21 protein-coding genes are annotated in these 21,802 nt (G+C 40.1%); 3 read left to right on the top strand and 18 right to left on the bottom strand.

Annotated features, from left to right (window positions below):
• Positions 1-179: 179 nt before the first annotated feature.
• The 9 genes from recO to rpoE all read right to left on the bottom strand — a co-directional run bounded on the left by recO (position 180) and on the right by rpoE (position 8,463).
• Positions 180-887, bottom strand: a complete 708-nt coding sequence (gene recO, locus L2735_RS18660) for a DNA repair protein RecO (RefSeq protein ID WP_248986140.1) — start codon at positions 885-887, stop codon at positions 180-182.
• A 48-nt stretch (positions 888-935) separates the two neighbouring features.
• Positions 936-1,940, bottom strand: a complete 1,005-nt coding sequence (gene era, locus L2735_RS18655; RefSeq protein WP_248986139.1) for a GTPase Era — start codon at positions 1,938-1,940, stop codon at positions 936-938.
• Positions 1,937-2,617 (bottom strand): ribonuclease III, encoded by a 681-nt coding sequence (gene rnc, locus L2735_RS18650; RefSeq protein ID WP_248986138.1) that lies wholly within the window; start codon positions 2,615-2,617, stop codon positions 1,937-1,939. The genes era and rnc overlap by 4 nt, the downstream gene beginning before the upstream one ends.
• Complete coding sequence (gene lepB / locus L2735_RS18645; protein WP_248986137.1) at positions 2,617-3,531, bottom strand: signal peptidase I; 915 nt, start codon at positions 3,529-3,531, stop codon at positions 2,617-2,619. The genes rnc and lepB overlap by 1 nt, the downstream gene beginning before the upstream one ends.
• Before the next feature lie 269 nt (positions 3,532-3,800).
• The gene (gene lepA, locus L2735_RS18640) at positions 3,801-5,591 is read right to left on the bottom strand and encodes a translation elongation factor 4 (RefSeq protein ID WP_248986136.1); all 1,791 of its coding nucleotides are present in this window, start codon (positions 5,589-5,591) and stop codon (positions 3,801-3,803) included.
• Positions 5,592-5,732: 141 nt separating this feature from the next.
• Positions 5,733-6,200 carry a SoxR reducing system RseC family protein gene (locus L2735_RS18635; RefSeq protein ID WP_248986142.1) on the bottom strand — a complete coding sequence of 156 codons (468 nt, stop codon included), beginning with the start codon at positions 6,198-6,200 and terminating at the stop codon, positions 5,733-5,735.
• Positions 6,201-6,269: 69 nt separating this feature from the next.
• On the bottom strand, positions 6,270-7,226 hold the full coding sequence (locus L2735_RS18630; RefSeq protein WP_248986135.1) for a MucB/RseB C-terminal domain-containing protein: 957 nt from the start codon (positions 7,224-7,226) through the stop codon (positions 6,270-6,272).
• Between the two features lie 12 nt (positions 7,227-7,238).
• Positions 7,239-7,859, bottom strand: coding sequence for a sigma-E factor negative regulatory protein (locus L2735_RS18625; protein ID WP_248986134.1), 621 nt, complete (start codon positions 7,857-7,859; stop codon positions 7,239-7,241).
• A 25-nt stretch (positions 7,860-7,884) separates the two neighbouring features.
• The gene (gene rpoE / locus L2735_RS18620) at positions 7,885-8,463 is read right to left on the bottom strand and encodes an RNA polymerase sigma factor RpoE (protein WP_102529698.1); all 579 of its coding nucleotides are present in this window, start codon (positions 8,461-8,463) and stop codon (positions 7,885-7,887) included.
• A gap of 224 nt (positions 8,464-8,687) precedes the next feature.
• Here rpoE and nadB point away from each other — a divergent pair, with 224 nt between their 5' ends.
• Positions 8,688-10,301, top strand: coding sequence for an L-aspartate oxidase (gene nadB, locus L2735_RS18615; protein ID WP_248986133.1), 1,614 nt, complete (start codon positions 8,688-8,690; stop codon positions 10,299-10,301).
• Positions 10,302-10,407: 106 nt separating this feature from the next.
• Here nadB and L2735_RS18610 read toward each other — a convergent pair whose 3' ends face one another.
• The 9 genes from L2735_RS18610 to rppH all read right to left on the bottom strand — a co-directional run bounded on the left by L2735_RS18610 (position 10,408) and on the right by rppH (position 18,964).
• Positions 10,408-10,821: a protein YgfX gene (locus tag L2735_RS18610; RefSeq protein WP_248986132.1), complete on the bottom strand. Its 414-nt coding sequence runs from the start codon at positions 10,819-10,821 to the stop codon at positions 10,408-10,410.
• A 66-nt stretch (positions 10,822-10,887) separates the two neighbouring features.
• Positions 10,888-11,136, bottom strand: coding sequence for an FAD assembly factor SdhE (locus tag L2735_RS18605; protein WP_248986131.1), 249 nt, complete (start codon positions 11,134-11,136; stop codon positions 10,888-10,890).
• 31 nt (positions 11,137-11,167) lie between these two features.
• Positions 11,168-12,100: a transcriptional activator NhaR gene (gene nhaR / locus L2735_RS18600; RefSeq protein ID WP_248986130.1), complete on the bottom strand. Its 933-nt coding sequence runs from the start codon at positions 12,098-12,100 to the stop codon at positions 11,168-11,170.
• A gap of 27 nt (positions 12,101-12,127) precedes the next feature.
• Positions 12,128-12,514 carry a hypothetical protein gene (locus L2735_RS18595; RefSeq protein WP_248986129.1) on the bottom strand — a complete coding sequence of 129 codons (387 nt, stop codon included), beginning with the start codon at positions 12,512-12,514 and terminating at the stop codon, positions 12,128-12,130.
• A 14-nt stretch (positions 12,515-12,528) separates the two neighbouring features.
• A complete protein-coding gene (nhaA, locus tag L2735_RS18590; RefSeq protein ID WP_248986128.1) occupies positions 12,529-13,701 on the bottom strand; it encodes a Na+/H+ antiporter NhaA in 1,173 nt (390 codons plus the stop codon).
• 675 nt (positions 13,702-14,376) lie between these two features.
• A complete protein-coding gene (locus tag L2735_RS18585) occupies positions 14,377-15,228 on the bottom strand; it encodes a thymidylate synthase (RefSeq protein WP_248986127.1) in 852 nt (283 codons plus the stop codon).
• 119 nt (positions 15,229-15,347) lie between these two features.
• Positions 15,348-16,151 carry a sulfite exporter TauE/SafE family protein gene (locus L2735_RS18580; protein ID WP_248986126.1) on the bottom strand — a complete coding sequence of 268 codons (804 nt, stop codon included), beginning with the start codon at positions 16,149-16,151 and terminating at the stop codon, positions 15,348-15,350.
• 34 nt (positions 16,152-16,185) lie between these two features.
• Positions 16,186-18,420 (bottom strand): phosphoenolpyruvate--protein phosphotransferase, encoded by a 2,235-nt coding sequence (gene ptsP, locus L2735_RS18575; RefSeq protein WP_248986125.1) that lies wholly within the window; start codon positions 18,418-18,420, stop codon positions 16,186-16,188.
• 25 nt (positions 18,421-18,445) lie between these two features.
• A complete protein-coding gene (gene rppH / locus L2735_RS18570) occupies positions 18,446-18,964 on the bottom strand; it encodes an RNA pyrophosphohydrolase (RefSeq protein ID WP_153915343.1) in 519 nt (172 codons plus the stop codon).
• Positions 18,965-19,691: 727 nt separating this feature from the next.
• Here rppH and mutH point away from each other — a divergent pair.
• Positions 19,692-20,360 (top strand): DNA mismatch repair endonuclease MutH, encoded by a 669-nt coding sequence (mutH, locus tag L2735_RS18565; RefSeq protein ID WP_428848334.1) that lies wholly within the window; start codon positions 19,692-19,694, stop codon positions 20,358-20,360.
• Between the two features lie 120 nt (positions 20,361-20,480).
• Positions 20,481-21,566, top strand: a complete 1,086-nt coding sequence (locus L2735_RS18560) for an adenylate/guanylate cyclase domain-containing protein (RefSeq protein ID WP_248986124.1) — start codon at positions 20,481-20,483, stop codon at positions 21,564-21,566.
• Positions 21,567-21,802 lie beyond the last annotated feature (236 nt).

Genomic DNA, 21,802 nt, shown 5'->3' with positions numbered 1-21,802 from the left:
CTACGTTGTTGCGCTAATTTATAAGGTACCTACATTACCGCATTAACGCGCCTAGTATTGAAAACACGGTGAAGCTCTGAAACACGTATCTTCAAGTTGTTTGGGTATAAGCACTTTATAAAGGGATCTTTTAGTAAAATCACTCTTAAAATGCTCTTTAATTTCAAGTTTACTAGCCGTTATTTCTTAATAAATAACTTTCTACTTAAAAGTGGCTTACCGCCTAATAAAGGGGCTAATAATAACCTCATTAAGCCCTTCGCTTGCACTAAATTATTATCTGCAAGTTGTTTGGTTTTTAGGTTAATCAGCATTTCACCAGATAATAAATGGCGGGTATTGGTCACATTGGCCGATGCTTGCTGAGCGACAGGTAAAAAGCCTTCATCAGCTATAATTCGATAGCTCATCTCTGAGGTAATACTTTCACCTTCAGTGTCATATTCAAGCGATGGCAGCGCGCCAAGCTCATTTAGCAATTCCATTTCAAAATATCGCAAATGCTGCGAGTCAAATTCACTTGCTAGCGCCATTAAACTTCGATGGTAATGTAAAAAAAGTCCTTCAGCATGCTGCCCTGAACCCAGTACTCTGACCAAAAGCTCATTTAAGTACATCGCAGAATATAAACTGTAGGACTTTAACGGCAAAGCGGGGGCTGCAGGTTCAATTTGAGTAATAAATTTAAGTGAGGTATCGGCTGAATCTGATTTATTATTGAATTGAAATATCAGCGGCTGAAATGGCTGAATGATGCTTTTAATGGATTTTTTACCACTGCCAACCCTGACTAATGCATCAAGGCGTCCCACACCATCGACTAACAGATTAACAATCACACTGGATTCTCTGTATGGGCGATGGTGGAGGATATAGCCGCGTAGCATCGAGGAGATGATTAACGGCTAATGTAAAAGCGCGAGACTAACATGCTGTTAGTCTTCACCGTAACCTAAGCTGCGCAGCGCACGTTCATCATCTGCCCAACCTGATTTCACTTTTACCCACACTTCTAAGAATACTTTATTATCAAATAAGGTTTCCATATCGAGACGGGCTTGAGTGGCAATGGTTCTAATACGCTCACCTTTGTTACCTATGACCATTCGCTTTTGACCTGTGCGTTCAACTAAGATCAAGGCATTAATCTGATAAACGCCATTATCCATCATCTTGAACTGTTCAATTTCAACGGTGGCATCGTAAGGTAGTTCATCACCTAGGAAACGCATCAGCTTTTCACGCACGATTTCAGACGCCATAAAACGCTGTGAGCGATCTGTTACATAGTCTTCAGGGAAATAAAATTGCCCTTCAGGTAATGACTCTTGCGCTAAATCTAAGATACGTTGAACGTTAGTTCCCTTTGTTGCTGAAATCGGTAAAATTTCATCAAAGGTAAACTTTTCTGAAAGCTTAGCTAAATAAGGGAATAGCGATTCTTTATCTTTAATATTATCGACTTTGTTAATAGCTAAAACGGTTTTGCGCTTACCACTGCCTTGTTGCAGTTTATTAAGCACCATTTCATCATCTTCAGTCCATGTCATACCATCAACAACAAACACCACCATTGACACATCGGCTAACGAACTGGCTGCTGCACGGTTCATTAAACGGTTAATCGCGCGTTTCTCATCGATATGAAGACCCGGAGTATCAATAAAGATGATTTGTTTAGCTTCATCTGTATGAATACCCATAATACGGTGACGCGTTGTCTGAGGCTTTTTAGAGGTAATACTGACCTTTTGCCCAAGTAACTTGTTTAATAATGTCGATTTACCGACATTTGGACGGCCGACAATGGCAACCATGCCACAAAAGGTCACTTCGTATTTAGCTTCAGCAGCTGGTGCAGCACCATTCATCCTTGCCAATAATTCATCCAAGCTAGGCTCTACTGGTGAGCCTTCTGGCAAGTCTGTTTTTTTGGTCATTTATTAATTAGCTCCAATACCTGAGCGGCAGCAAGCTGCTCAGCTTTTCTTCTAGAAGTACTGACACCTGTCACTACTTTATCAATTTCTGAAATTCGACATTCAACCGTGAATGTCTGATTATGCGCATCGCCCTTAACATCAACAACTTGATATTCAGGCAAAGGCTTTTTGTAACCTTGTAAGTATTCCTGGAGAATCGTTTTAGGATCCTTTTGGTTAATGCCAGGCTTAATCTCTGCTAAGCGTTGCTTGTACCAAGTCAGTAAAAGAGTGCGGCACGTTTCAATATCAGCATCAAGATATATGGCGCCAATAATGGCCTCCACGGCATCAGCTAAAATAGACTCACGTCTAAAACCGCCACTTTTAAGCTCACCAGGGCCTAAATAAAGGTAATCCCCTAATTTAAACTCTTTAGCAATAACAGTCAGCGTTTCACCTTTAACCAAAGTTGAACGCATTCGGCTTAAATCACCTTCAGTCACTTTTGGAAACTGGTGATATAGCGCGTCTGAAATAATGATTGATAGAATCGAATCACCTAAAAACTCAAGACGTTCATTATGCTTTGAAGCCGCACTTCGGTGTGTTAATGCCTGAGTCAGTAAATCTACATTAGTAAACTCGTAACCAAGCGTTCTGCACAAACGAGGTAAATTCTTAATTGGTTCCATTACTTAATTGCACCTACTCTGTCAAAACGCACACCGGTTGGCACCCAAGTTGGTAGCCAGCTACTTGCAGGGCGTTCAAACTCAAAACTAATCCAAATAGCGACTGCTTTGCCCACTAAGTTTTCTTCTGGAACAAAGCCCCAAAAACGACTATCGGTACTGTTATCGCGGTTATCACCAATCGCAAAATATTCGCCTTCTGGGACAATAAACTCGCCAACTGCTGTTCCAGCTTGCTCATAAAAATGATTGCTAAAATCTGGACGTGATGGATTAATTAAAATGTCATGTTCTATATCGCCAAGCTGCTCAGTGTAGCGAGATAAAGGAATACCTTCTTGAGAAAACTCACCACGATTTACATTGCTTAATTTAACCGCTTTTGCAGGAGGACAATTTGTTCCATCATCGCACTTAGGCTCAATTAAAAACTGCTTATTCTGATAAACAATGCGATCGCCAGGTAAACCTATAACCCTTTTAATATAGTCTATTTGTGGGTTTTCTGGATATTTGAATACAAACACATCGCCACGCTCAGGTTCGCCAGTTTCAACTAATTTACTGCGCCAAACGGGATCGCGTAATCCATAGCTAAACTTCTCAACTAAAATAAAATCGCCTACCAATAACGTTGGTTTCATCGAGCCTGAAGGTATTTGGAATGGCTCATAAATGAATGAGCGTAAAATCAATACAAAAGCAATTACAGGAAAGATTGAATGGGCAAATTCAACAACTGCAGACTCACGAGTGATACTGTCTTTTGCTTCATCAGACAAATCTGGCTGCTTCGCTTCAGCTAACGCAAGATTTTCACGGCGTTTTGGCGCAAACGCGATAACGTCAATAAGCCAAATTAAACCACTCACAAGAGTGACTATGACTAAAATAAGAGAAAAATGGGCTGCCATTGGGTATTAAGCTCCTGCCTTTTACACTTTTAATTGGTTCAGTGATAGCACTGTTAAAAGGTGAGTATCCTATGTAAACCATAGTGAATCACCCTTTGTAATGTTACAAAGTATACAAAAACACTTCGTTTGAAAAATTAACTTTTACTCATAAAACATTCAAAAGCGCTTATTAAGGGGATTAATAATCGCTTTCAAAAACAACGCCGCAAACTGCGGCGTTATCATCACTCTCAATATCAAGCCACTTTGGCTAAATATTTAAGCTATTAGTCATTCAGCTTAAGCACCGCTAAGAATGCTTCTTGTGGGACTTCTACGTTACCCACTTGCTTCATGCGCTTTTTACCATCTTTTTGTTTCTGCAGTAACTTTTTCTTACGAGAAACATCGCCGCCATAACATTTCGCTGTTACATCTTTACGCATCGCTTTGATGTTTGAACGAGCAATAATCTGACTACCAACTGCGGCTTGAATGGCAATATCAAACATTTGTCTTGGAATAAGTTCTTTCATCTTATCAACAAGCGCTAAACCACGATGACGGATGTTCGAACGGTGAATAACCATTGCTAAAGCATCAACTCTGTCGCCATTAATCAAGATATCTAAACGCACCATGTCAGCAGCTTCAAAACGAATAAAGTTATACTCTAATGATGCATAACCGCGACTGGTTGACTTCAATCTGTCGAAGAAATCCATCACCACTTCTGCCATTGGCAATTCGTAAGTTACCGATACTTGATTACCGTGATAAACCATATTGGTCTGCACACCACGTTTTTCAACACACAAGGTAATAACGTTACCTAAGTATTCTTTTGGCACCAACATGTTAGCTTCAACGATAGGCTCACGAATTTCTTCGATATTGTTTATCGCAGGTAAACCTGATGGGTTATCGACATACAGAACTTCGCCACTCGTCATTTCGACTTCGTAAACTACAGTAGGCGCTGTGGTAATCAAATCAAGATTGTATTCGCGCTCTAAACGTTCTTGAATGATTTCCATGTGCAGTAAGCCAAGGTAACCAATACGGAAACCAAAACCTAGCGCAGACGATGATTCTGGCTCGAAGAATAATGAAGCATCATTCAAACTCAGTTTGTTCAATGCTTCACGGAAGTTTTCAAATTCGTCGGTAGAGATTGGGAAAACACCGGCGTAAACCTGCGGTGTCACCTTTTTAAAACCAGGAAGTGGCTCTTCTGCACCGTTTTTAGCGTGTGTCAGCGTATCACCTACAGGTGCGCCATGGATCTCTTTAATACCAGAGATAACAAAACCAACTTCACCCGCTTTTAAGTCTGGTGTGTCTGTTTGTTTTGGCGTAAAAATACCAACACGATCAGCATTATAGCTCTGACCTGTCGACATCACTTTAAATTTATCGCCTTTCTTCAGTACGCCATGCTTAATACGTACTAATGAAACCACGCCTAAATAACTGTCAAACCAAGAATCAATAATCAAGGCTTGAAGTGGTGCATCTATATCGCCTTCTGGCGGTGGAATGTCTGAAACAATCGTTTCCAGAACATCTTTGATACCGATACCTGTTTTAGCAGAACAACGAACAGCATCCATGGCATCAATACCAACAATGTCTTCGATTTCTGCAGCAACGCGATCAGGATCTGCCTGCGGTAAGTCAATCTTATTTAAGATTGGTACCACATCAAGGTCCATTTCTAACGCGGTATAACAGTTAGCAAGTGTTTGTGCTTCAACGCCTTGACCAGCGTCAACAACAAGTAAGGCACCTTCACAAGCAGCAAGAGAACGTGATACCTCATAAGAGAAATCGACGTGACCAGGCGTGTCAATGAAGTTTAATTGATAAGTCTCGCCATCATCAGCTTTATAATCGAGTGTAACACTCTGTGCTTTAATGGTAATACCGCGCTCACGCTCGATATCCATAGAATCAAGTACTTGAGCGGCCATTTCACGGTCTGATAAACCACCACAAAATTGGATAAGGCGATCTGACAAAGTTGATTTGCCGTGATCGATATGAGCAATAACTGAGAAGTTTCTAATGTGTTTCATTTGGATGAAATGACTACTACTAAAATGATGAAAATAATGGTGCCAAATTGTACCTGAATAAGGGGTTAATACCAATCAGAATCAGTAGCGCAATGGAAATCAATGTAAAAAATGATGATTTATAGGTAAGAGCTTGCTGTTTTAACCGCGTTGTAAACTGACGGCTTGGCCTAAATAAGCCGTAATAACCGGTGTAGAGGATTTTTCCAATTTAGCTGCTTGTTGTTTTCCAGCAAACCAAGCACTAAGACCGCCTATGGCAGCAAAAATCATTGAACTGTAATCTGAATTAATACTTAACAAATCGCCTAACCATAAACCCACTCCAGCACCTATAAACAAGCCAATTAAAGGCACAATATAGACAAGCATTGCTGCCTTAATGATCACACTCTCTGGTAGCGCCAACTTTAGTAAATCGCCTTTTTCACAAGGTTTATCACTTTTTAATGAAAAACGCTGACGTTTAATCGAGAATGCTTTGGCAACCGTTGAGGTCCCACAGTTTTCTCTACTTGAGCAATGATTGCAGGCGCTTTTAAGTTCTATTTCGACGGTAACCCAACCATCTGGGTTATACGCTGTCACAGTTGCAACTTCTTCCAGCATCGATTTATTCAATGCTGGTTGAGGTTGATTCGAAGGTGGTTGCTTAGCGGGAGACTCAGACATGTTAGCTTATTTTAAGATAAGACTTTTGGCGATTCGGTTTAGTGTTTCAGCAGGTACTTTACCTACAGCAACCACTTCAACATTGCCCACTTGTTCCACAACCATAGATAAACCATTTCGAGTAATGAGTTCATCAGGCATTGGGCTATCGCCCATACGAGCAACATAAACAGAAATATTAACTAAGCCATCACTTAACGCGATATATTCAACAGATTCATCACTACCAATTAAACGGTGATGATCTTTCACGACCATGTGAAATCCAGCTGGTAACCAACTGAATTCCCAGTTTTGTCCTTTAATACGCTCAGCAGGGTTCATAACAGGTGGTAATCCCTGTTTTTCAGCTTCAATAAGAATTTTGGCAGGTTCATTAAGCTCAAGTAACTCAATTACCATCATTTGCTCAATCAACTGTTTATCTTGATTAACCATGTCATATCGAAGCGGTAAACGCGTGTCCATATCAATCCATACTTGTGACATAAAGCGATTGTCATCAACTGGAATAATACGGATCATCTGCCCAGGTCGGCCAGCAATTCGGCTACGTCCACCTAAAACAAATTGGTAGCCCTGCTCTAACGAGCTAACATCTGTTGCAAATATAGTAGGCCAAATACCTTGAATACGCGGGGCATTAATACTGTAAGCGGGTTGGTCATGCTCAATAAAAGTCACAGTATCGGCAACTCTTACTGCATTTTTAGGAGGACCATTCAAGTATTCTAAGAAAGCGACTTCTTTATTATTTACAGTACCATGAAGATAAACAAGTGGACGGATATGATCCGCTTGAAGTTGGATAATAGAGGATTTGTACTGTTTGGTTTGTAGCGCTTGGCTCATACTTTCAAGCCAAGCTTTTGCAGACATTTCTTCTTCGGCAATACTCTCAGTATTGCTATTGGCAAACGTAGGGAATGCCAATACAACAAGGGCTAACAGGATTAGACGCAAGCTAACTCCGAATTAATTATTAACGTTTTTATCAATACCGTCATTGTGCTGCACAACTACACCAGAATTCAACCTTTGTTGTAGCATATGGTCTTGAATGTATGAATTAATTCTACGACGTTGCTCAACAACATTGTCATTACTCACACTTGATTGATTTTGCACTGCGCCAGTTTGCAGGCTTACAGGAGATGCTGTACCAACTAAAGGACGAGTGTTTAATACTGGTAATGGCGAATCAGCATTTTGCTCTTGGCCATAATTTTGTACACCGACAATAGCTACCATCGCAACAGTGGCGGCAATTGCATATTGACCAAATTGTTTGAAGAAAGGTACCACATTATCTTTCTTAACTTCAGGGGCAACAGTACTCTCTACTTTATCATGAGTAGATACTGTTTCTGTTTGAGGTGCCATTATCGCAGGCTCTAACTCAATAGCAGCTGCAATGTTTGCAGTAAGATCTAAATCAATTGTCTGCGGTAACTCACCGCGCATTGCATCACCAATCATATGATAGTTTTGCCATTGCTTGTGTGAGTTTTCGTCTGCTGCTAGTTCCGCTAATGTTTTAGCATCAACTTCGCCATCAACTGCTGATGAAACCCATTCTTGACCTGATTTAAGCATTTTTCACCTGTGTCAATAAAGACTGTTACTGTTCCAGCAAAGGCTGGAGTTTCTTATCGATTGATTCCCTAGCGCGGAAGATTCTTGATCTCACCGTACCAACAGGACAATCCATGATATTGGCAATATCTTCGTAACTCATACCATCAAGTTCACGCAGAGATATTGCAATCTTTAATTCTTCTGGCAACGTTTCTAAGGTTTCGAAAATCACCTTGTTAATTTCATCTGACAAAACTAATCGTTCTGGAGATGCAAATTCTTTCAACGCATCACTGCCTTCGTAATATTCAGCTTCTTCTGCATCAACACTGTTTGCCGGTGTTTTTCTGCTTTGAGAAACTAAATGGTTTTTTGCAGTGTTTACTGCAATGCGATACAACCATGTATAAAAAGCGCTTTCACCCCGAAAATTTGGTAATGCACGGTAAGCTTTAATAAAGGCTTCTTGTGCCACATCGGCGATGTCAGCTTGATTTCGTATGTAACGTGATATCAAGCTCATTACTTTATTTTGGTACTTCTGAACTAACAGATTAAATGCGTTTTTGTCGCCACGTTGTACACGCTCAACTAACTGTTGATCACTTATTTGTCCACTCATCCGAGCCGACTACTCCTAAATCTATAATACTGATTTCTCAGTCGCTCGAATCATATTCACATTAAGGTAGACTCGCATGCTTTGAAAAAGTTCGATATTGAATGAAAAAAATTTAATTTTTTATAATTAATGGCTAAATATCGCTTAATAGTAATGTCTCAGTACCCAATAAAGCGGTTTTGTTTTACCATTATAGAACCATATTAAGTCACCCATGATACCTTATGAAACAAGCAGTTGAACACCAATCTGATATTTTGGTTATTGGTAGTGGTGCTGCTGGGTTAACCCTAGCACTCCATCTAGCTGAAAAATCTAAAGTTATTCTTCTTTCGAAAGGCCCATTAGCCGAAGGCTCAACCTATTACGCCCAAGGCGGAATAGCCTCAGTATTTGATGAATCAGATACAATTGAGTCCCATGTAAGCGACACCTTGATTGCAGGAGCTGGGCTTTGTGACAAGGAAGTGGTGACTTATACAGCTGAAAATGCCAAAGCTTCAATGCAATGGTTAATTCAATGCGGTGTTGCGTTTGATAAAGAAGAAACAGCAGATGGTGACCAAAGTAGTGCGCCATATCACCTTACTCGTGAAGGCGGCCACAGCCACCGTCGTATTTTGCATTCAGCAGATGCCACAGGCAAAGCTGTGCAAACGACCTTACAAGACCAAGCTCAAGCTCATCCTAACATTCAAGTATTAGAGCGCTATAACGCCATTGATTTGATCACGACTCGCAAGCTTAATAGACCAGGCAACCGAGTCGTGGGCGCTTACGTTTGGAATCGAGATGCTGAGCACGTCGAAACAGTAACGGCCAAGTTTGTCGCTATCGCGACAGGCGGTAGTTCTAAAGTTTATCAATATACTTCAAACCCTGATATCGCTAGCGGTGATGGTATAGCCATGGCGTGGCGCGCAGGTTGCCGCGTCGCTAACATGGAATTTAATCAGTTCCATCCAACGTGTTTATATCACGCTGATGCTCGCAATTATTTATTAACCGAAGCATTACGTGGCGAAGGCGCTTACCTAAAACGCCCTGATGGCACACGTTTTATGCCAGAGTTTGATGAACGAGCAGAACTTGCACCACGGGACATTGTTGCTCGGGCAATCGATTATGAAATGAAGCGTTTGGGTGCAGATTGCTTGTACCTTGATATTAGTCATAAACCTGCAGACTTTGTCATTAAACACTTCCCTACCATCCATAAACGCTGTTTAGAGTTTGGTATTGATATCACTACCGATCCCATTCCTGTGGTACCAGCCGCTCACTATACTTGTGGCGGCGTGATGACTGACTTACATGGGCAAACTGATATTAATGGTTTATATGCCATCGGTGAAGTTGCCTATACCGGTTTACATGGTGCTAACCGCCTTGCCAGTAACTCATTGCTAGAATGCCTGGTATTTGCCCGCGCTGCAGCGCACGATATCGAAAGCTTATTATCCAAAATACCTGCTCCAGGGCCTGTTCCTCAATGGGATGAAAGTAAAGTCAGTAATTCCGATGAAGAAGTCGTTATTGCGCATAACTGGCATGAGTTACGTCTGTTTATGTGGGATTACGTCGGTATTGTGAGAACGGATAAACGTTTAGAGCGTGCACTGAGACGCTGCGCTATGTTGCAACAGGAAATTCAAGAGTACTACAGTAATTTCCGAGTCAGTAACAACTTATTAGAATTGAGAAACCTGGTTCAAGTGGCAGAACTTATCATTCGCTGTGCGATGGAACGTAAGGAAAGTCGAGGGCTGCACTACAATGCTGATTATCCTGAGCTATTAGATAATCCTCAGCCAACCATTTTACAACCTGAGCGATAGAGTCATTAAAACAATAGCTGATACTGACTAAATTACTTATTTAGCAGTATCAGTTATTTTAAAACCAATCTGATTTACCAAGGCTATCGTGCTTCACTTTCAATTTTCACTCTGCCTTAAACTTCACTAATAAACGACAAAGCTGTCTGTAATGCTCATCGCTCAACATGTCACTCCATACAATAAACAATTGCCTTTTGTTATTTCTTTCAGCAGATTCAAACTCAATAAACATGAAACAGGCAAAAACCGTCACAATGGGCTGACGCCAAAGTATGAACTCTTGCTTGTTAAGCTTGCCGCTTCCATCTTCATAAAGATTGAAATCGTATTGCCATAATTTAAGCTGCAATAAATGTTTGCTAAAAAAGAACAATGCTATGAATAAAACAGCCCAATAAGTCAGTTTAAAAATAATAGAATGATTGTCTGGCCAAATTAAAAAGCTGGTTAAGCAAACACACATCAGGACGATATGAGATAAGAATTGATTGAACGAGGCGCGTAATTTTACTTGCATAAATTAAGCGCCACTTCGTGCTTGATTGTACTCAAGCCAGAAAGGTAAATAATAAGCCGATTGAAATTAAGGCTGCGGACGACCACGAACCGTATTGACCATTTCACGCATCGCATTATTCGGACAGACTTCATGACCCATAAACCATGCAAAAAGTTCTGGATCTTCGCAGGCTAATAAATCAATAAAAGTTTGCTTATCAACATCAGAAAGGGATTCATAATGTTCATCAACAAAAGGCTGAAAAAGAACATCTAACTCTAACATTCCTCTACGACAAGCCCAGCGAACTCTAGCAATATTCATTAATTCCAACGTTCTTCTCCTAACATCTTCTAAGGATATTTTATCTTTGATGCGAACTACGATGCTCTACATCTTGTATCTCTGGATCCACACCGGCAAACAAATCGGTAAAATCAGTTTCAAGTAATCGCTGAACCGCGGGATGTTGAATCATCCTTTCAGCAAACATGACATGATATTCTTCTTTAATATCGTCGGTTTCGCCAATTAAAACCATACCTTGGGAAAGTATATCATGTCGATAAATTGAAGGAGCAACAAATATACCACGCTTAAATAGACCAAAAGCCTTCATCATCGCAGCATCATCAAACTCACCTAAAATACTGACCTCAAGGTTCTTTTCGGCAAACCATCGATGCAGCTGTTGTCCAAGTGACGTACCTTTGCCTGGGATCAATAGTTTGTCTTGCTCTAAACAGGCAGGAAAGTCTAAAGATGGTTTTGAGGCTGCAAAAAAACTAATGCCACACTCACCTAGCTTTTTAGACAAAATTTCAGGGTACTTGAGTGACTCACCCGCAGAATCAGACAGAATCATATCTAATTTATGTTCGCGCAAGCGTTGAATTAAGTTTTCATGAGTCGATTCATAACAGCTTAAATGCATCGAACCGTCATTAGGGATCACTGTTAATAATACCCGACTCGCTAATGCTTTAGATAAGGCAGCAGCAAACCCGACTTCAAATAGAATAGATTCATCTTTTTGATATGCCAATAAGTCCAACATTTCATAGCTGAGACTAAACATCTTATCTGCATAGCGAAAGACTAATTCGCCAAGTTCGGTGGGTTCTAACGAGCGGCCGACACGTTTAAAGAGACTGCCATGGAGGCGCTCTTCTAAAGCGCGGACTTGACCAGTAATTGTTTGTGGGGCGAGGCATAAAGCTTCGGCGGCCTTAGCCACCGAACCTTTTTTTCTAACCATCCAAAAATAATATAGATGGTTATAATTTAAATGTTGCATTCATACAAACCAGCTAAGAAAGTTGGCTTATTTTAATCGCTGACAGTCCAACAAGCTATCAATTAAAATCGATAGTTCATCCAAATTAGTCACGTTTTTAGCTGCTGCTTGTTCTTGAATAGCTAAAACGATTTCATCTTTATGTGGAATTCTGTCAGCACAAAAACTGCGGTTAGCCTCTTGGTATCGCTTACCTGCACGATACTTAAGTGCACGAGACTCATATCCATCAGCCTCTTCTAAGCGGTTGCCAGCTGCATCAGTGTGGTACATCAAAGCGCCATCTACCACTCCATCTAAGTAGCTGGTACATTCATTCGATGAAACATCTTTGAGACACTCATCAAATGAAGTTGCTTTGGCTGGCAAACTCATTACACCGATTACCAAAGCTAACATCAGTTTTGCTTTCATTTTATGCTCCTGTGCTATTTAGCTTCGGCTTTAGGTAGCACTTTATTAAGCCACACATAGCCGATAATAGCAGCGAGCATTGACCCAACAAGAATACCTAAACGTGCAAAGTCACCGAGTTGCTCAGGTGCAGTTTCAAATGCAAGTGAAGAAATAAACACTGACATAGTGAAACCAATACCACACATAATCGATACTGGAATAATCTGATTCCAGCTAATACCTGGTGGTAACTCTGCAAGTTTTAGTTTTACCGCAACAAAGCTGAATAATAAAACACCTACAGGCTTACCAAGAAGAAGACCTAGGATAATACCTATTGTTACAGGTTCTGCTAGTGATGTAATGCTCATTCCTGATAGCGATAAGCCAGCATTAGCAAACGCGAACACAGGTAGGATAAAGAATGTACTCCACGGATGTAAACTATGCTCTAAATGTTCTGACGGAGAAGATCCATCTTTCGCACGCAAAGGAATACAGAATGCGATAATCACACCTGCAAGTGTTGCATGTACACCAGATTTAAGTACAGCTACCCAAAGAATCACACCTAATAAACCATAAGGAATAAGTGAACTAACTCCTTTACGGTTTAACGCGACCATTAATGAGATAGAAATAGCAGCAACAATTAGGCTTGTCATTGATAAGTCAGCACTGTAGAACAGTGCGATGATAACAATAACTCCTAGGTCATCCATAATAGCGAGTGCCAATAAGAACACTTTAAGTGCTACAGGTACACGACTACCAAGCAACGCCATTACACCTAATGCAAATGCAATATCAGTTGCAGCTGGAATAGCCCACCCAACCTGAGTAACAGGATCTGAGTAGTTAAATGCTAAATAGAATAATGCTGGGAATAACATCCCGCCAACAGCAGCAAACGTTGGTAGTGAAGCTTTAGCAACACTCGATAATGCACCTTCTAATAATTCACGTTTTACTTCTAAACCGATAAGTAAGAAGAATAGTGCCATTAGACCATCGTTAATCCACAATAATAATGGCTTGTCGATATCTAATGAGCCAATACGTACTTGGACTTCCGTATCAAGAAAACCACTGTATAAACCCGCTAATGGTGAATTTGCCATTAACATAGCCAGTGCTACAGAGATCATTAAAATGATTCCACCTGCAGATTCTTGACTTAAGAAATTCTTAATTGCACGTTCCATATTTTACTCCATAAAAAACAATTAAATTTATTCTATAGAAAAAAATCAAACAATCATAATCGTTAGTTTCGCTCTAAAAGCTCGGTTTTTCCGAGGGATTACTCAAACTTAAGTGAGGTTGGTCACGCAAAGCAATCTGATTGAGATATAGATCCACACATAAGCTGTAGTTTGCACACAAAACACAAATAAGCGCATATTTATTTAATTGAACAAAAACAGACTTTAGACCAAAAATAATACATTTGACTAATTTATCTAGCGTTAAACTAACAATACGCTGGTTTGTTTCTACTACAAGAATAATAGCCTAGTTTAAAACCAATCGTAATTTCAACCATCAGGGATTAATAGCAAATATAATTGCATAAATATTAAAGTTACTGAGTAAATGATTAAAGAAATTTCATTATTTTATTGAGATAAAACACTGGATAACCCGCATTATTAACTCATTGTGAAGATTATTATCGTTGAACGTGGTTCAAAGCAGAAGTGTTAGCGATTGACGAAGATTTCTGAAAGTAATTTGATGCTTTTATAGGCAATTATTTAGAATATTAAAACAATTAGAGGACAACTAATGAACATGCTATTCGTGAGTTCATTAGTTGTTTTATTTCTAACTCGGCAGATTTATTGCTTCAAGCCGCAAAATCAAACTGATTTAACTGATTACACAGAGAATGGATATTTGATGGCATCATGGTGCTGATAACCTACCACTTTAAAATCATCCATGGTGACCCAAGTTTCCAAATCCTTGAGGCTCTTAATCTCAGGATTTATGATCAACTGGGGTGATGGAAATGGCTCACGAGTTAATTGTTCATTTTTCATTAAATCTAGTTGATCTTCATAAATATGAGCATTGATAATTTTATGATAAGCCATACCAGGTTTATTCCCTGTGATCTGCGCCATCAAAGCAAGGAATGTATACACTTGAATTTGATTAAAATTGAGCCCTAAAGGAACATCACATGAACGTTGATAACTGGTTAAATAAAGCGTATCGCCCAATAACGAAAAATTATGTGTGTGCATACAAGGACGCAAACAGCCCATATCAAACTCACCAGGATTGTAGAAAGTGATAATTTCACCGCGGTCATCAACACCTTTGGACAAGTTATCAACTATTTTAGCTAACTGGTCGACTGTGCCGCCAGATGTTTTTTGCCAACGACGACCCTGAACGCCATAAACACGTCCCATGTCATCTTCACCTTTACGATGAGGGTTAGCTAGCCAACTTTGGTTATCATTTGAGTTCATGTCCCAAGTTTTGGTACCTAAAGCACGAAAGTCTGCCGCGTTATCATAGCCTCTGATATAGCCAATCAGCTCTGCAATCGCTGATTTCCAATAGCTTTTACGAGTGGTAATAATAGGAAACTGGTTATTTTTCACATCATATTGCAAATCAGCATTAATCACGGTTAAACAACGCTTTCCTGTTCGTTCATTTTCAATCCAATGACCGTTATCGACGATGTTCTGACAAAGATCTAAATACTGACGCATTTTTCATTCCTATTATTATAAGGTTCAATTTAGCCGCACTATTCAACAGCTGTCTTGCAATACTCAATGAAGAGTTGAGCTGACAAGCTTGGTGTAGCAAAAGTTATGATACCAAAAAACTATGCCGATAAAGCCATTTTTAAGCCGACAATCATCAGTAAGGCAGCAAATGCACGCTTTAAAACTGGAGTTGGCCAACTACTTGCGGCCTTTACACCTATAGGCGCCATTAGCATTGAGCTAATAATGATGCCTGCAAGTGCTGGCAAATAAATAAACCCAATCGTGCCGTCGGGTAAGTCGGTCGCGCTTAAACCAGCAATGATGTAACCAATGGTGCCGGAAATTGCAATTAAACAACCAGTAACAGATGCAAAACCAACAGCTTGTTTCATCTGTAAGCCACAATAAGTTAAAAACGGTACCAGTAGGACTCCGCCACCAATCCCCATTAGCCCTGCGATAATCGCAATTAATGTCGATACTCCCAGTAAAATCACAAAACCGGGAATTTGTTCATTTGCTTTCGGCTTAAAAGGAAATGCCATTTGTATTGCCATTAACACAACAAATATCGCGAACGCTTGTTGCAAATGATCTGATGCTATTTTCTCTGAAATAAACCCAGATGCCAGCGCGCCAATAAGAATACCGGGCAACATGGGTTTAAATAATGCCCAAGGCACATTGCCTCTTTTGTGATGTGCAGAGGCTGAAGAAAATGAAGTTAGGATAATTGAAGCAAGTGATGTTGCTATCGCAACATGGGTGAGCTGGGTTGATTCAACACCAACCGAAGGTAGTAAATAAATGAGTGCAGGCACAATAATTAACCCACCACCAATGCCCAGTAGACCCGCCATAAAACCAACAAAAGCACCGAGTACTATGCAAATAGAAAAAACCAGTAAAATATCGTCCACAGTAAAGCCTTATCCGTGCAAAAATATAGAAAGCCTAATGTAAGATTGATATCAATCCATGTTCATTAAGGTATTCATTAAGTAGTTGGCGAACTTGCTCGCCATTTGACAACATGAGTGCTTTGTCTAACAGCTGCTCTAGAGACTGTTTATCAATGCGTCTGAGTAGATAGTTTATACGTGCAATGCTGCCTTGGTTCATACTCAGCTTTTGGTAGCCCATGGCAACGAGAAGCAATGCCCCCATTGGCTCCCCCGCTAACTCACCACAAATACTCGCATCTAACTGGTACCGTTTACAATCAGTAATGCTCCATTTTAACGCTCTTAAGACCCCAGGATGAAAACTATCAAACAAAGGGCTAACACTAGGGTTATTTCTATCAACAGCCAGTAAATATTGGGTTAAATCATTACTACCAACTGACACGAAATCGACACGTTTTGCAACATCTTCCAATTGAAATAATAATGAAGGAACTTCAAGCATTACGCCTATTTTAGGCTTAGGGATAGTGCGATTTAGCTCTTCAGTTAATTCACTATAAGCTTGATCTAAATAGAGTAATGTTCTATCGATCTCATCAAGATTACTGACCATAGGTAACAGTATCCGTAATTGAGCCGAATCAGCATTTGCCGTTAACATTGCCCTTAATTGCACCAAAAACAATTCAGGATGATCTAACGATAAACGGATCCCACGCCAACCTAGGAACGGGTTATCTTCGTTAATTGGAAAATACGGTAATGGTTTATCACCGCCCACATCTAAAGTGCGCATGACTACCGGTCTATCGCGAGCTGCAGAAAGCACCTGTTTGTAAACATGCACTTGTTCTATTTCGCTAGGAAAACGCTGGTGTAGCATAAAAGGAATTTCAGTTCGATAGAGTCCAATGCCATCCGCTCCTTCTGCCATGTCGGTGCTTAAACCGCTCAGTAGTCCAGCATTTAAGTAAAGCTGTATTCGATGACCATCAATCGTTTGAGCTGGCAAAGATAACTCAGCTGAGAATTGGCGCTGCTGAGCCTGACTTTCTGAAATTAAAGTGTGATATTCATGAAGTACAGCATCTGATGGAGATACGAGTAATTGGCCACTATTCGCGTTTAAGACTAATTTCTTATCATCAATATTGGCCGCAAGTACTTGATCAACGCCAACGATGGCAGGAACGCCTAGTGCTCTAGCTAGAATAGCAGCATGAGCATTAACACCGCCAAGCTCAGTGACAATCCCTGCAAGTTTACCTCTAGGAAACTCTGCTAATAATGTTGCATCGACTTCTTTAGCTACTAAAATCACTGGTTTTGAAGGCGCAAGATCTAACTTGTCGGGTTCAATGAGTTGGCGCAATACTTTTTGGCCAAGCTCACGAATATCACTTGCTCGCTCTTTAAGGTAAGGATCTTCCATCGCTATAAATTGATCTATATAGCGAAGAGAGACTCTGCTTACTGCAGATTCAGCTTGCCAGCCTAACGCAACTTCTCGTAAGTATTCTCCGCCTAGGCTTGCTTCATTTAATAACAGCTGCAAAGCCGAAAAAATCGAGGCTATGTCATCGGCTTTCTCGCGGTCAAATCGCTGCGACAAGGTACTGATAATATCTTTACAGCGTTGCATTGCTGACTTAAGCCTAAACGTTTCTTTATCAACATCCGAGCATTTAATGTCAGGCTGGGCTAACGAGATAGCACCGCCTAAAACAAACGCTTCGGCGATGGCAATCCCCTTTGATGCACTGATCCCTTTAAATACAACTTGTTGTTGAACGTTACTGATAGCAGCTTTGTTTTTTAAACTACGGACAACCACAGCAAGCTGCGCAGCAAGCGTCATTAAAAAAGCTTCTTCATTTTCACTAAACTGCCTTGGCTGTGGCTGCTGAACCACAATCACACCGACAACTTGTTTTTGAAAAATAATCGGCACAGCAAGAAAAGCGCGATACTCTTCTTCTTCAACTTCGGGGAAAAATTTAAAACGAGGGTGGGATTTAGCATCAGCAAGATTAACCGCCTCTTCTTTCTCAGCGGCTAATCCAACTAAACCTTCAGATAAAGGCATTCTTACATTATTGATGGAGGCACTCGCGAGTCCATCTGTGGCAGAGAGTACAAGGTGTTGTTGCTCAAGGATATAGATTGAGCAGCATTGAGTTTGCATCGCTAATTTTGTTTGCGACACTAACACATTTAATGCTGAATCAAGGCTACTCGCTCCTGCAACAGCCTGCGTGATATCCCTAAGCGTGTTTAACACTTTCCCTGCCCTCTATGAACGCGAATTAATTACGGTGTCGACCTCTTTTTCGGCTAGGCTCACGCCCTTGAAATGCCAATGTCGTAAAAGCAAACTCTTTCATGACTTTTCGATACACGTCGCGCTTGAAAGACACAACTTGCCTTACAGGGTACCAATAGCTGACCCAGCGCCAATCATCAAACTCAGGATGACCACAAGAGTTTAAATTAATACTGTCATCGCTATCTTTGAGCTGTAGTAAATACCACTTTTGTTTTTGACCAATGCACACAGGTTTGCTTTCCTGTCTGATCAGTCTTTTTGGTAAACGATATCTTAACCATGAACGTGTTGACGTTAAAATTTGCACATTTTCAGGTTTTAGACCGACTTCTTCATACAATTCTCGATACATAGCTTGTTCAGGACTTTCACCGTCATCTACGCCACCTTGAGGAAATTGCCACGAATGTTGTCCAAACCGTCTGGCCCACATTACTTGACCATATTTGTTACAGATAATAATGCCCACATTTGCGCGAAAGCCGTCGCTATCAATCACATGGACTCCAATTACACTACAAATTAATGACTAGATTGTTTCACAAAGCTTGCCTACGGGCAAACAAGGATTTAGCCATCATCCTTGGATAAATCACTATGCACAGCTATTTTATCAACAGAAGATGGTAACTGTTATCCATATTATCCACAAAATCTGTGGATATCTCTGTTCGAAACTCTAAAATAAGTCATTTCGAACAAGTTACATCAAGTTATAACAGAATAAAAAAAACAACAAGCATAAGCACAAAAATAATTTAAAACATACACTTAAACAGAACCACCATCATTGAACTATATTAGCCGGAGCGTGGAGGTTAATTTTTAACCACACCTAGTATTAACTAATTATGCTTTGATATGGGTTTTAAGTTATACACAAAAAACAAGAAAAATATTTCATAAATATTAAAATAAAGCGATTTTTAGCCATTGACGAACAAATTTATATCCGTTAAGCAGCTACAAAATAAAGTTATCCATCAATTCTGTGGATAACTATGTGCGCAAGACTAGAGCAAAAGGAGAGTAACTTAGCTCTTCGGTAAAAAAACTTAACCAATTAATAAAAAAGTTGTTAATTATCATAAAATTAATAGAATTGGTTTCAGTGAATAACTCGACTCAATTATGCTGTGCATTTTTTAACCACACACAAAGGCTGCGAACAAAACAATAAACAAGTACACTTTGTTTTCCATTATCTATAGCTCAAAGATGTTTTTATGATGAATAGCCAACCCAACTCCATTGAAGAATTAATGCAAAGAGCAAATAATATGGCTGGTGTGACATTGGGTGATATCGCAATGGAACATCATATGCCTATTCCCGAAAACCTAAAAAGAGATAAAGGATGGATTGGGCAGTTAATAGAAATGGAACTTGGCGCTACTGCTGGCTCTAAACCACAACAAGATTTCTTGCATCTAGGCGTTGAACTCAAAACCATTCCTATAGATAAAAATGGCCGTCCAATTGAAACAACCTACGTTACTGTTGCGCCACTCACCAACATTCAAGGCCTGACTTGGGAGCAAAGTATTGTCTGTCATAAGTTAAGCCAAGTGTTATGGATACCGGTTGAAGGCGATAGAAGCATTCCTGTTAAAAAAAGAAGAATTGGCTCACCAGTGTTATGGCGCCCAAATGCGGATGAAAGCCACGCTTTACAGCAGGATTGGGAAGAAATCATGGAATTGATCGCGATAGGACAGGTCGATAAAGTGACAGCAAGGCATGGAGAAGTCTTACAGTTACGTCCAAAAGCAGCAAATAGCAAAGTCTTAACGGAGTCAATTGCCGAAGATGGCTCAATTAAACTGTCTAATCCTCGCGGATTTTATTTAAAAATCAACTTCACCCACCAAATACTAACAAACGCATTCAATTAAACCAACAGAAACACAACATCGAGAAAGTAATTAAAACTAATTTAAATACCACTATGACAAGTATGGGAATTTTCTATAAACTAGCCTGTCTTCAAATATCAACGGATTAGATATAAACCAGTGAAAGCACGTCGACAGACGAGAAAACTACTTTTTGCGATCATCGCATGGTGTGCAGCCATGGGAGCATTTGTATTTTTCCGATATTCACAAGCTCCAGAACTCCCTCAATGGGCCATAGGAAAGTCAGATCTAGCTACGCTAGCGATTTTCATGGGCTTTGTGTTTGGTTGTTTACATTGGATGTCTAACCTAATCGCTGATTTTAGCGCTATCAGTCGACTCCCCTATATTTTCTCCGTCATATTCAAAGGTCTGTTTTTATTGCTTGGCGCCATGACTCTTGCCTATGTCACTCAATTTTTGAACATGTGGGCGATTGAAAATCATCTTGTCACTCTAAGGCAAATGCTGACTGCGCACATATTATATAGCCCCTCCTTCCAAGCTCTAGTTATCTATTTAGTCGCTGTTAGGGTAGGACTTGCCTTCGTTGAACAAATGGCTTTATTAGTCGGCCCGAGAGTGCTACTCAATATTGGTTTAGGCAAATACCACCAACCACGTTATGAGCATCGACTATTTCTATTTGTGGATATGGTGTCTTCAACTTCCCATGCTGAAACATTGGGAGATTATCGGTTTAGTCGCCTAATCCAAGATAGCTTCAGTATGTTGGCTGATACTGTGACCAATAACGATGCTGAAATTTATCGTTATATGGGTGACGCAGTATTAATCCATTGGCCACTGGAAGAAGGTATTAAAGAAGATCGCTGCATGAACATTTATTATGAGTTCAGTCAGCAACTTAATTGGCATCGACCTTATTTTGAAGAACATTATGGTTTTGTGCCTAAATTTAAAGCTGCAGCTCACTGCGGCCAAGTTGTTGCGGCTGTTGTCGGTGTTCAAAAACAAGAAATTAGCTTTTTCAGCGATGTCATTAACACCCTTGCTAGACTCCAAGATCAATGTAACCCACTTGGCCAGCGTATGTTGATATCAGGGGAAGTTGCCCACCGTCTTGAGAGACAGGATAGCCAGTTTGATTTAGCCGATTTAGGTGCAATGAAACTCAAAGGTAAACAGCACGAGATTGAAGTTTACGGTGTAACACCGAAGAAAGTACCGCCATTAGGTTAATGCTAACATCGTATATAGCCTTTCCAATCTAACTCGATAAATATTTGTCTCTCTACTCTTTGCCGTTTAAGTAATTTGTCCCATAAAAAAGCCTTGAAACAAACGCTTCAAGGCTTTTCTTATTCATATGTCTTGTCCTGAAATGTGTTTACACATTTAGGACTTTATTATGTCAACACCAATACCCGCTCGTATTAAACGAACACAACGAGATTATTCATTAGGCTTTAAATTAC

The sequence above is a fragment of the Shewanella olleyana genome (assembly GCF_023283825.1).
GTDB lineage: Bacteria > Pseudomonadota > Gammaproteobacteria > Enterobacterales > Shewanellaceae > Shewanella > Shewanella olleyana.
This window is presented reverse-complemented; position numbering and strand designations above follow the sequence as displayed.

What these genes read in the sequence shown, in the direction of transcription:
- recO (WP_248986140.1), bottom strand. Translation starts at nt 887, where the DNA reads ATGCTACGCGGCTATATCCTCCACCATCGCCCATACAGAGAATCCAGT.
- era (WP_248986139.1), bottom strand. Translation starts at nt 1,940, where the DNA reads ATGACCAAAAAAACAGACTTGCCAGAAGGCTCACCAGTAGAGCCTAGC.
- rnc (WP_248986138.1), bottom strand. Translation starts at nt 2,617, where the DNA reads ATGGAACCAATTAAGAATTTACCTCGTTTGTGCAGAACGCTTGGTTAC.
- lepB (WP_248986137.1), bottom strand. Translation starts at nt 3,531, where the DNA reads ATGGCAGCCCATTTTTCTCTTATTTTAGTCATAGTCACTCTTGTGAGT.
- lepA (WP_248986136.1), bottom strand. Translation starts at nt 5,591, where the DNA reads ATGAAACACATTAGAAACTTCTCAGTTATTGCTCATATCGATCACGGC.
- L2735_RS18635 (WP_248986142.1), bottom strand. Translation starts at nt 6,200, where the DNA reads ATGCTGGAAGAAGTTGCAACTGTGACAGCGTATAACCCAGATGGTTGG.
- L2735_RS18625 (WP_248986134.1), bottom strand. Translation starts at nt 7,859, where the DNA reads ATGCTTAAATCAGGTCAAGAATGGGTTTCATCAGCAGTTGATGGCGAA.
- rpoE (WP_102529698.1), bottom strand. Translation starts at nt 8,463, where the DNA reads ATGAGTGGACAAATAAGTGATCAACAGTTAGTTGAGCGTGTACAACGT.
- nadB (WP_248986133.1), top strand. Translation starts at nt 8,688, where the DNA reads ATGAAACAAGCAGTTGAACACCAATCTGATATTTTGGTTATTGGTAGT.
- L2735_RS18610 (WP_248986132.1), bottom strand. Translation starts at nt 10,821, where the DNA reads ATGCAAGTAAAATTACGCGCCTCGTTCAATCAATTCTTATCTCATATC.
- nhaR (WP_248986130.1), bottom strand. Translation starts at nt 12,100, where the DNA reads ATGCAACATTTAAATTATAACCATCTATATTATTTTTGGATGGTTAGA.
- L2735_RS18595 (WP_248986129.1), bottom strand. Translation starts at nt 12,514, where the DNA reads ATGAAAGCAAAACTGATGTTAGCTTTGGTAATCGGTGTAATGAGTTTG.
- nhaA (WP_248986128.1), bottom strand. Translation starts at nt 13,701, where the DNA reads ATGGAACGTGCAATTAAGAATTTCTTAAGTCAAGAATCTGCAGGTGGA.
- L2735_RS18585 (WP_248986127.1), bottom strand. Translation starts at nt 15,228, where the DNA reads ATGCGTCAGTATTTAGATCTTTGTCAGAACATCGTCGATAACGGTCAT.
- mutH (WP_428848334.1), top strand. Translation starts at nt 19,692, where the DNA reads ATGATGAATAGCCAACCCAACTCCATTGAAGAATTAATGCAAAGAGCA.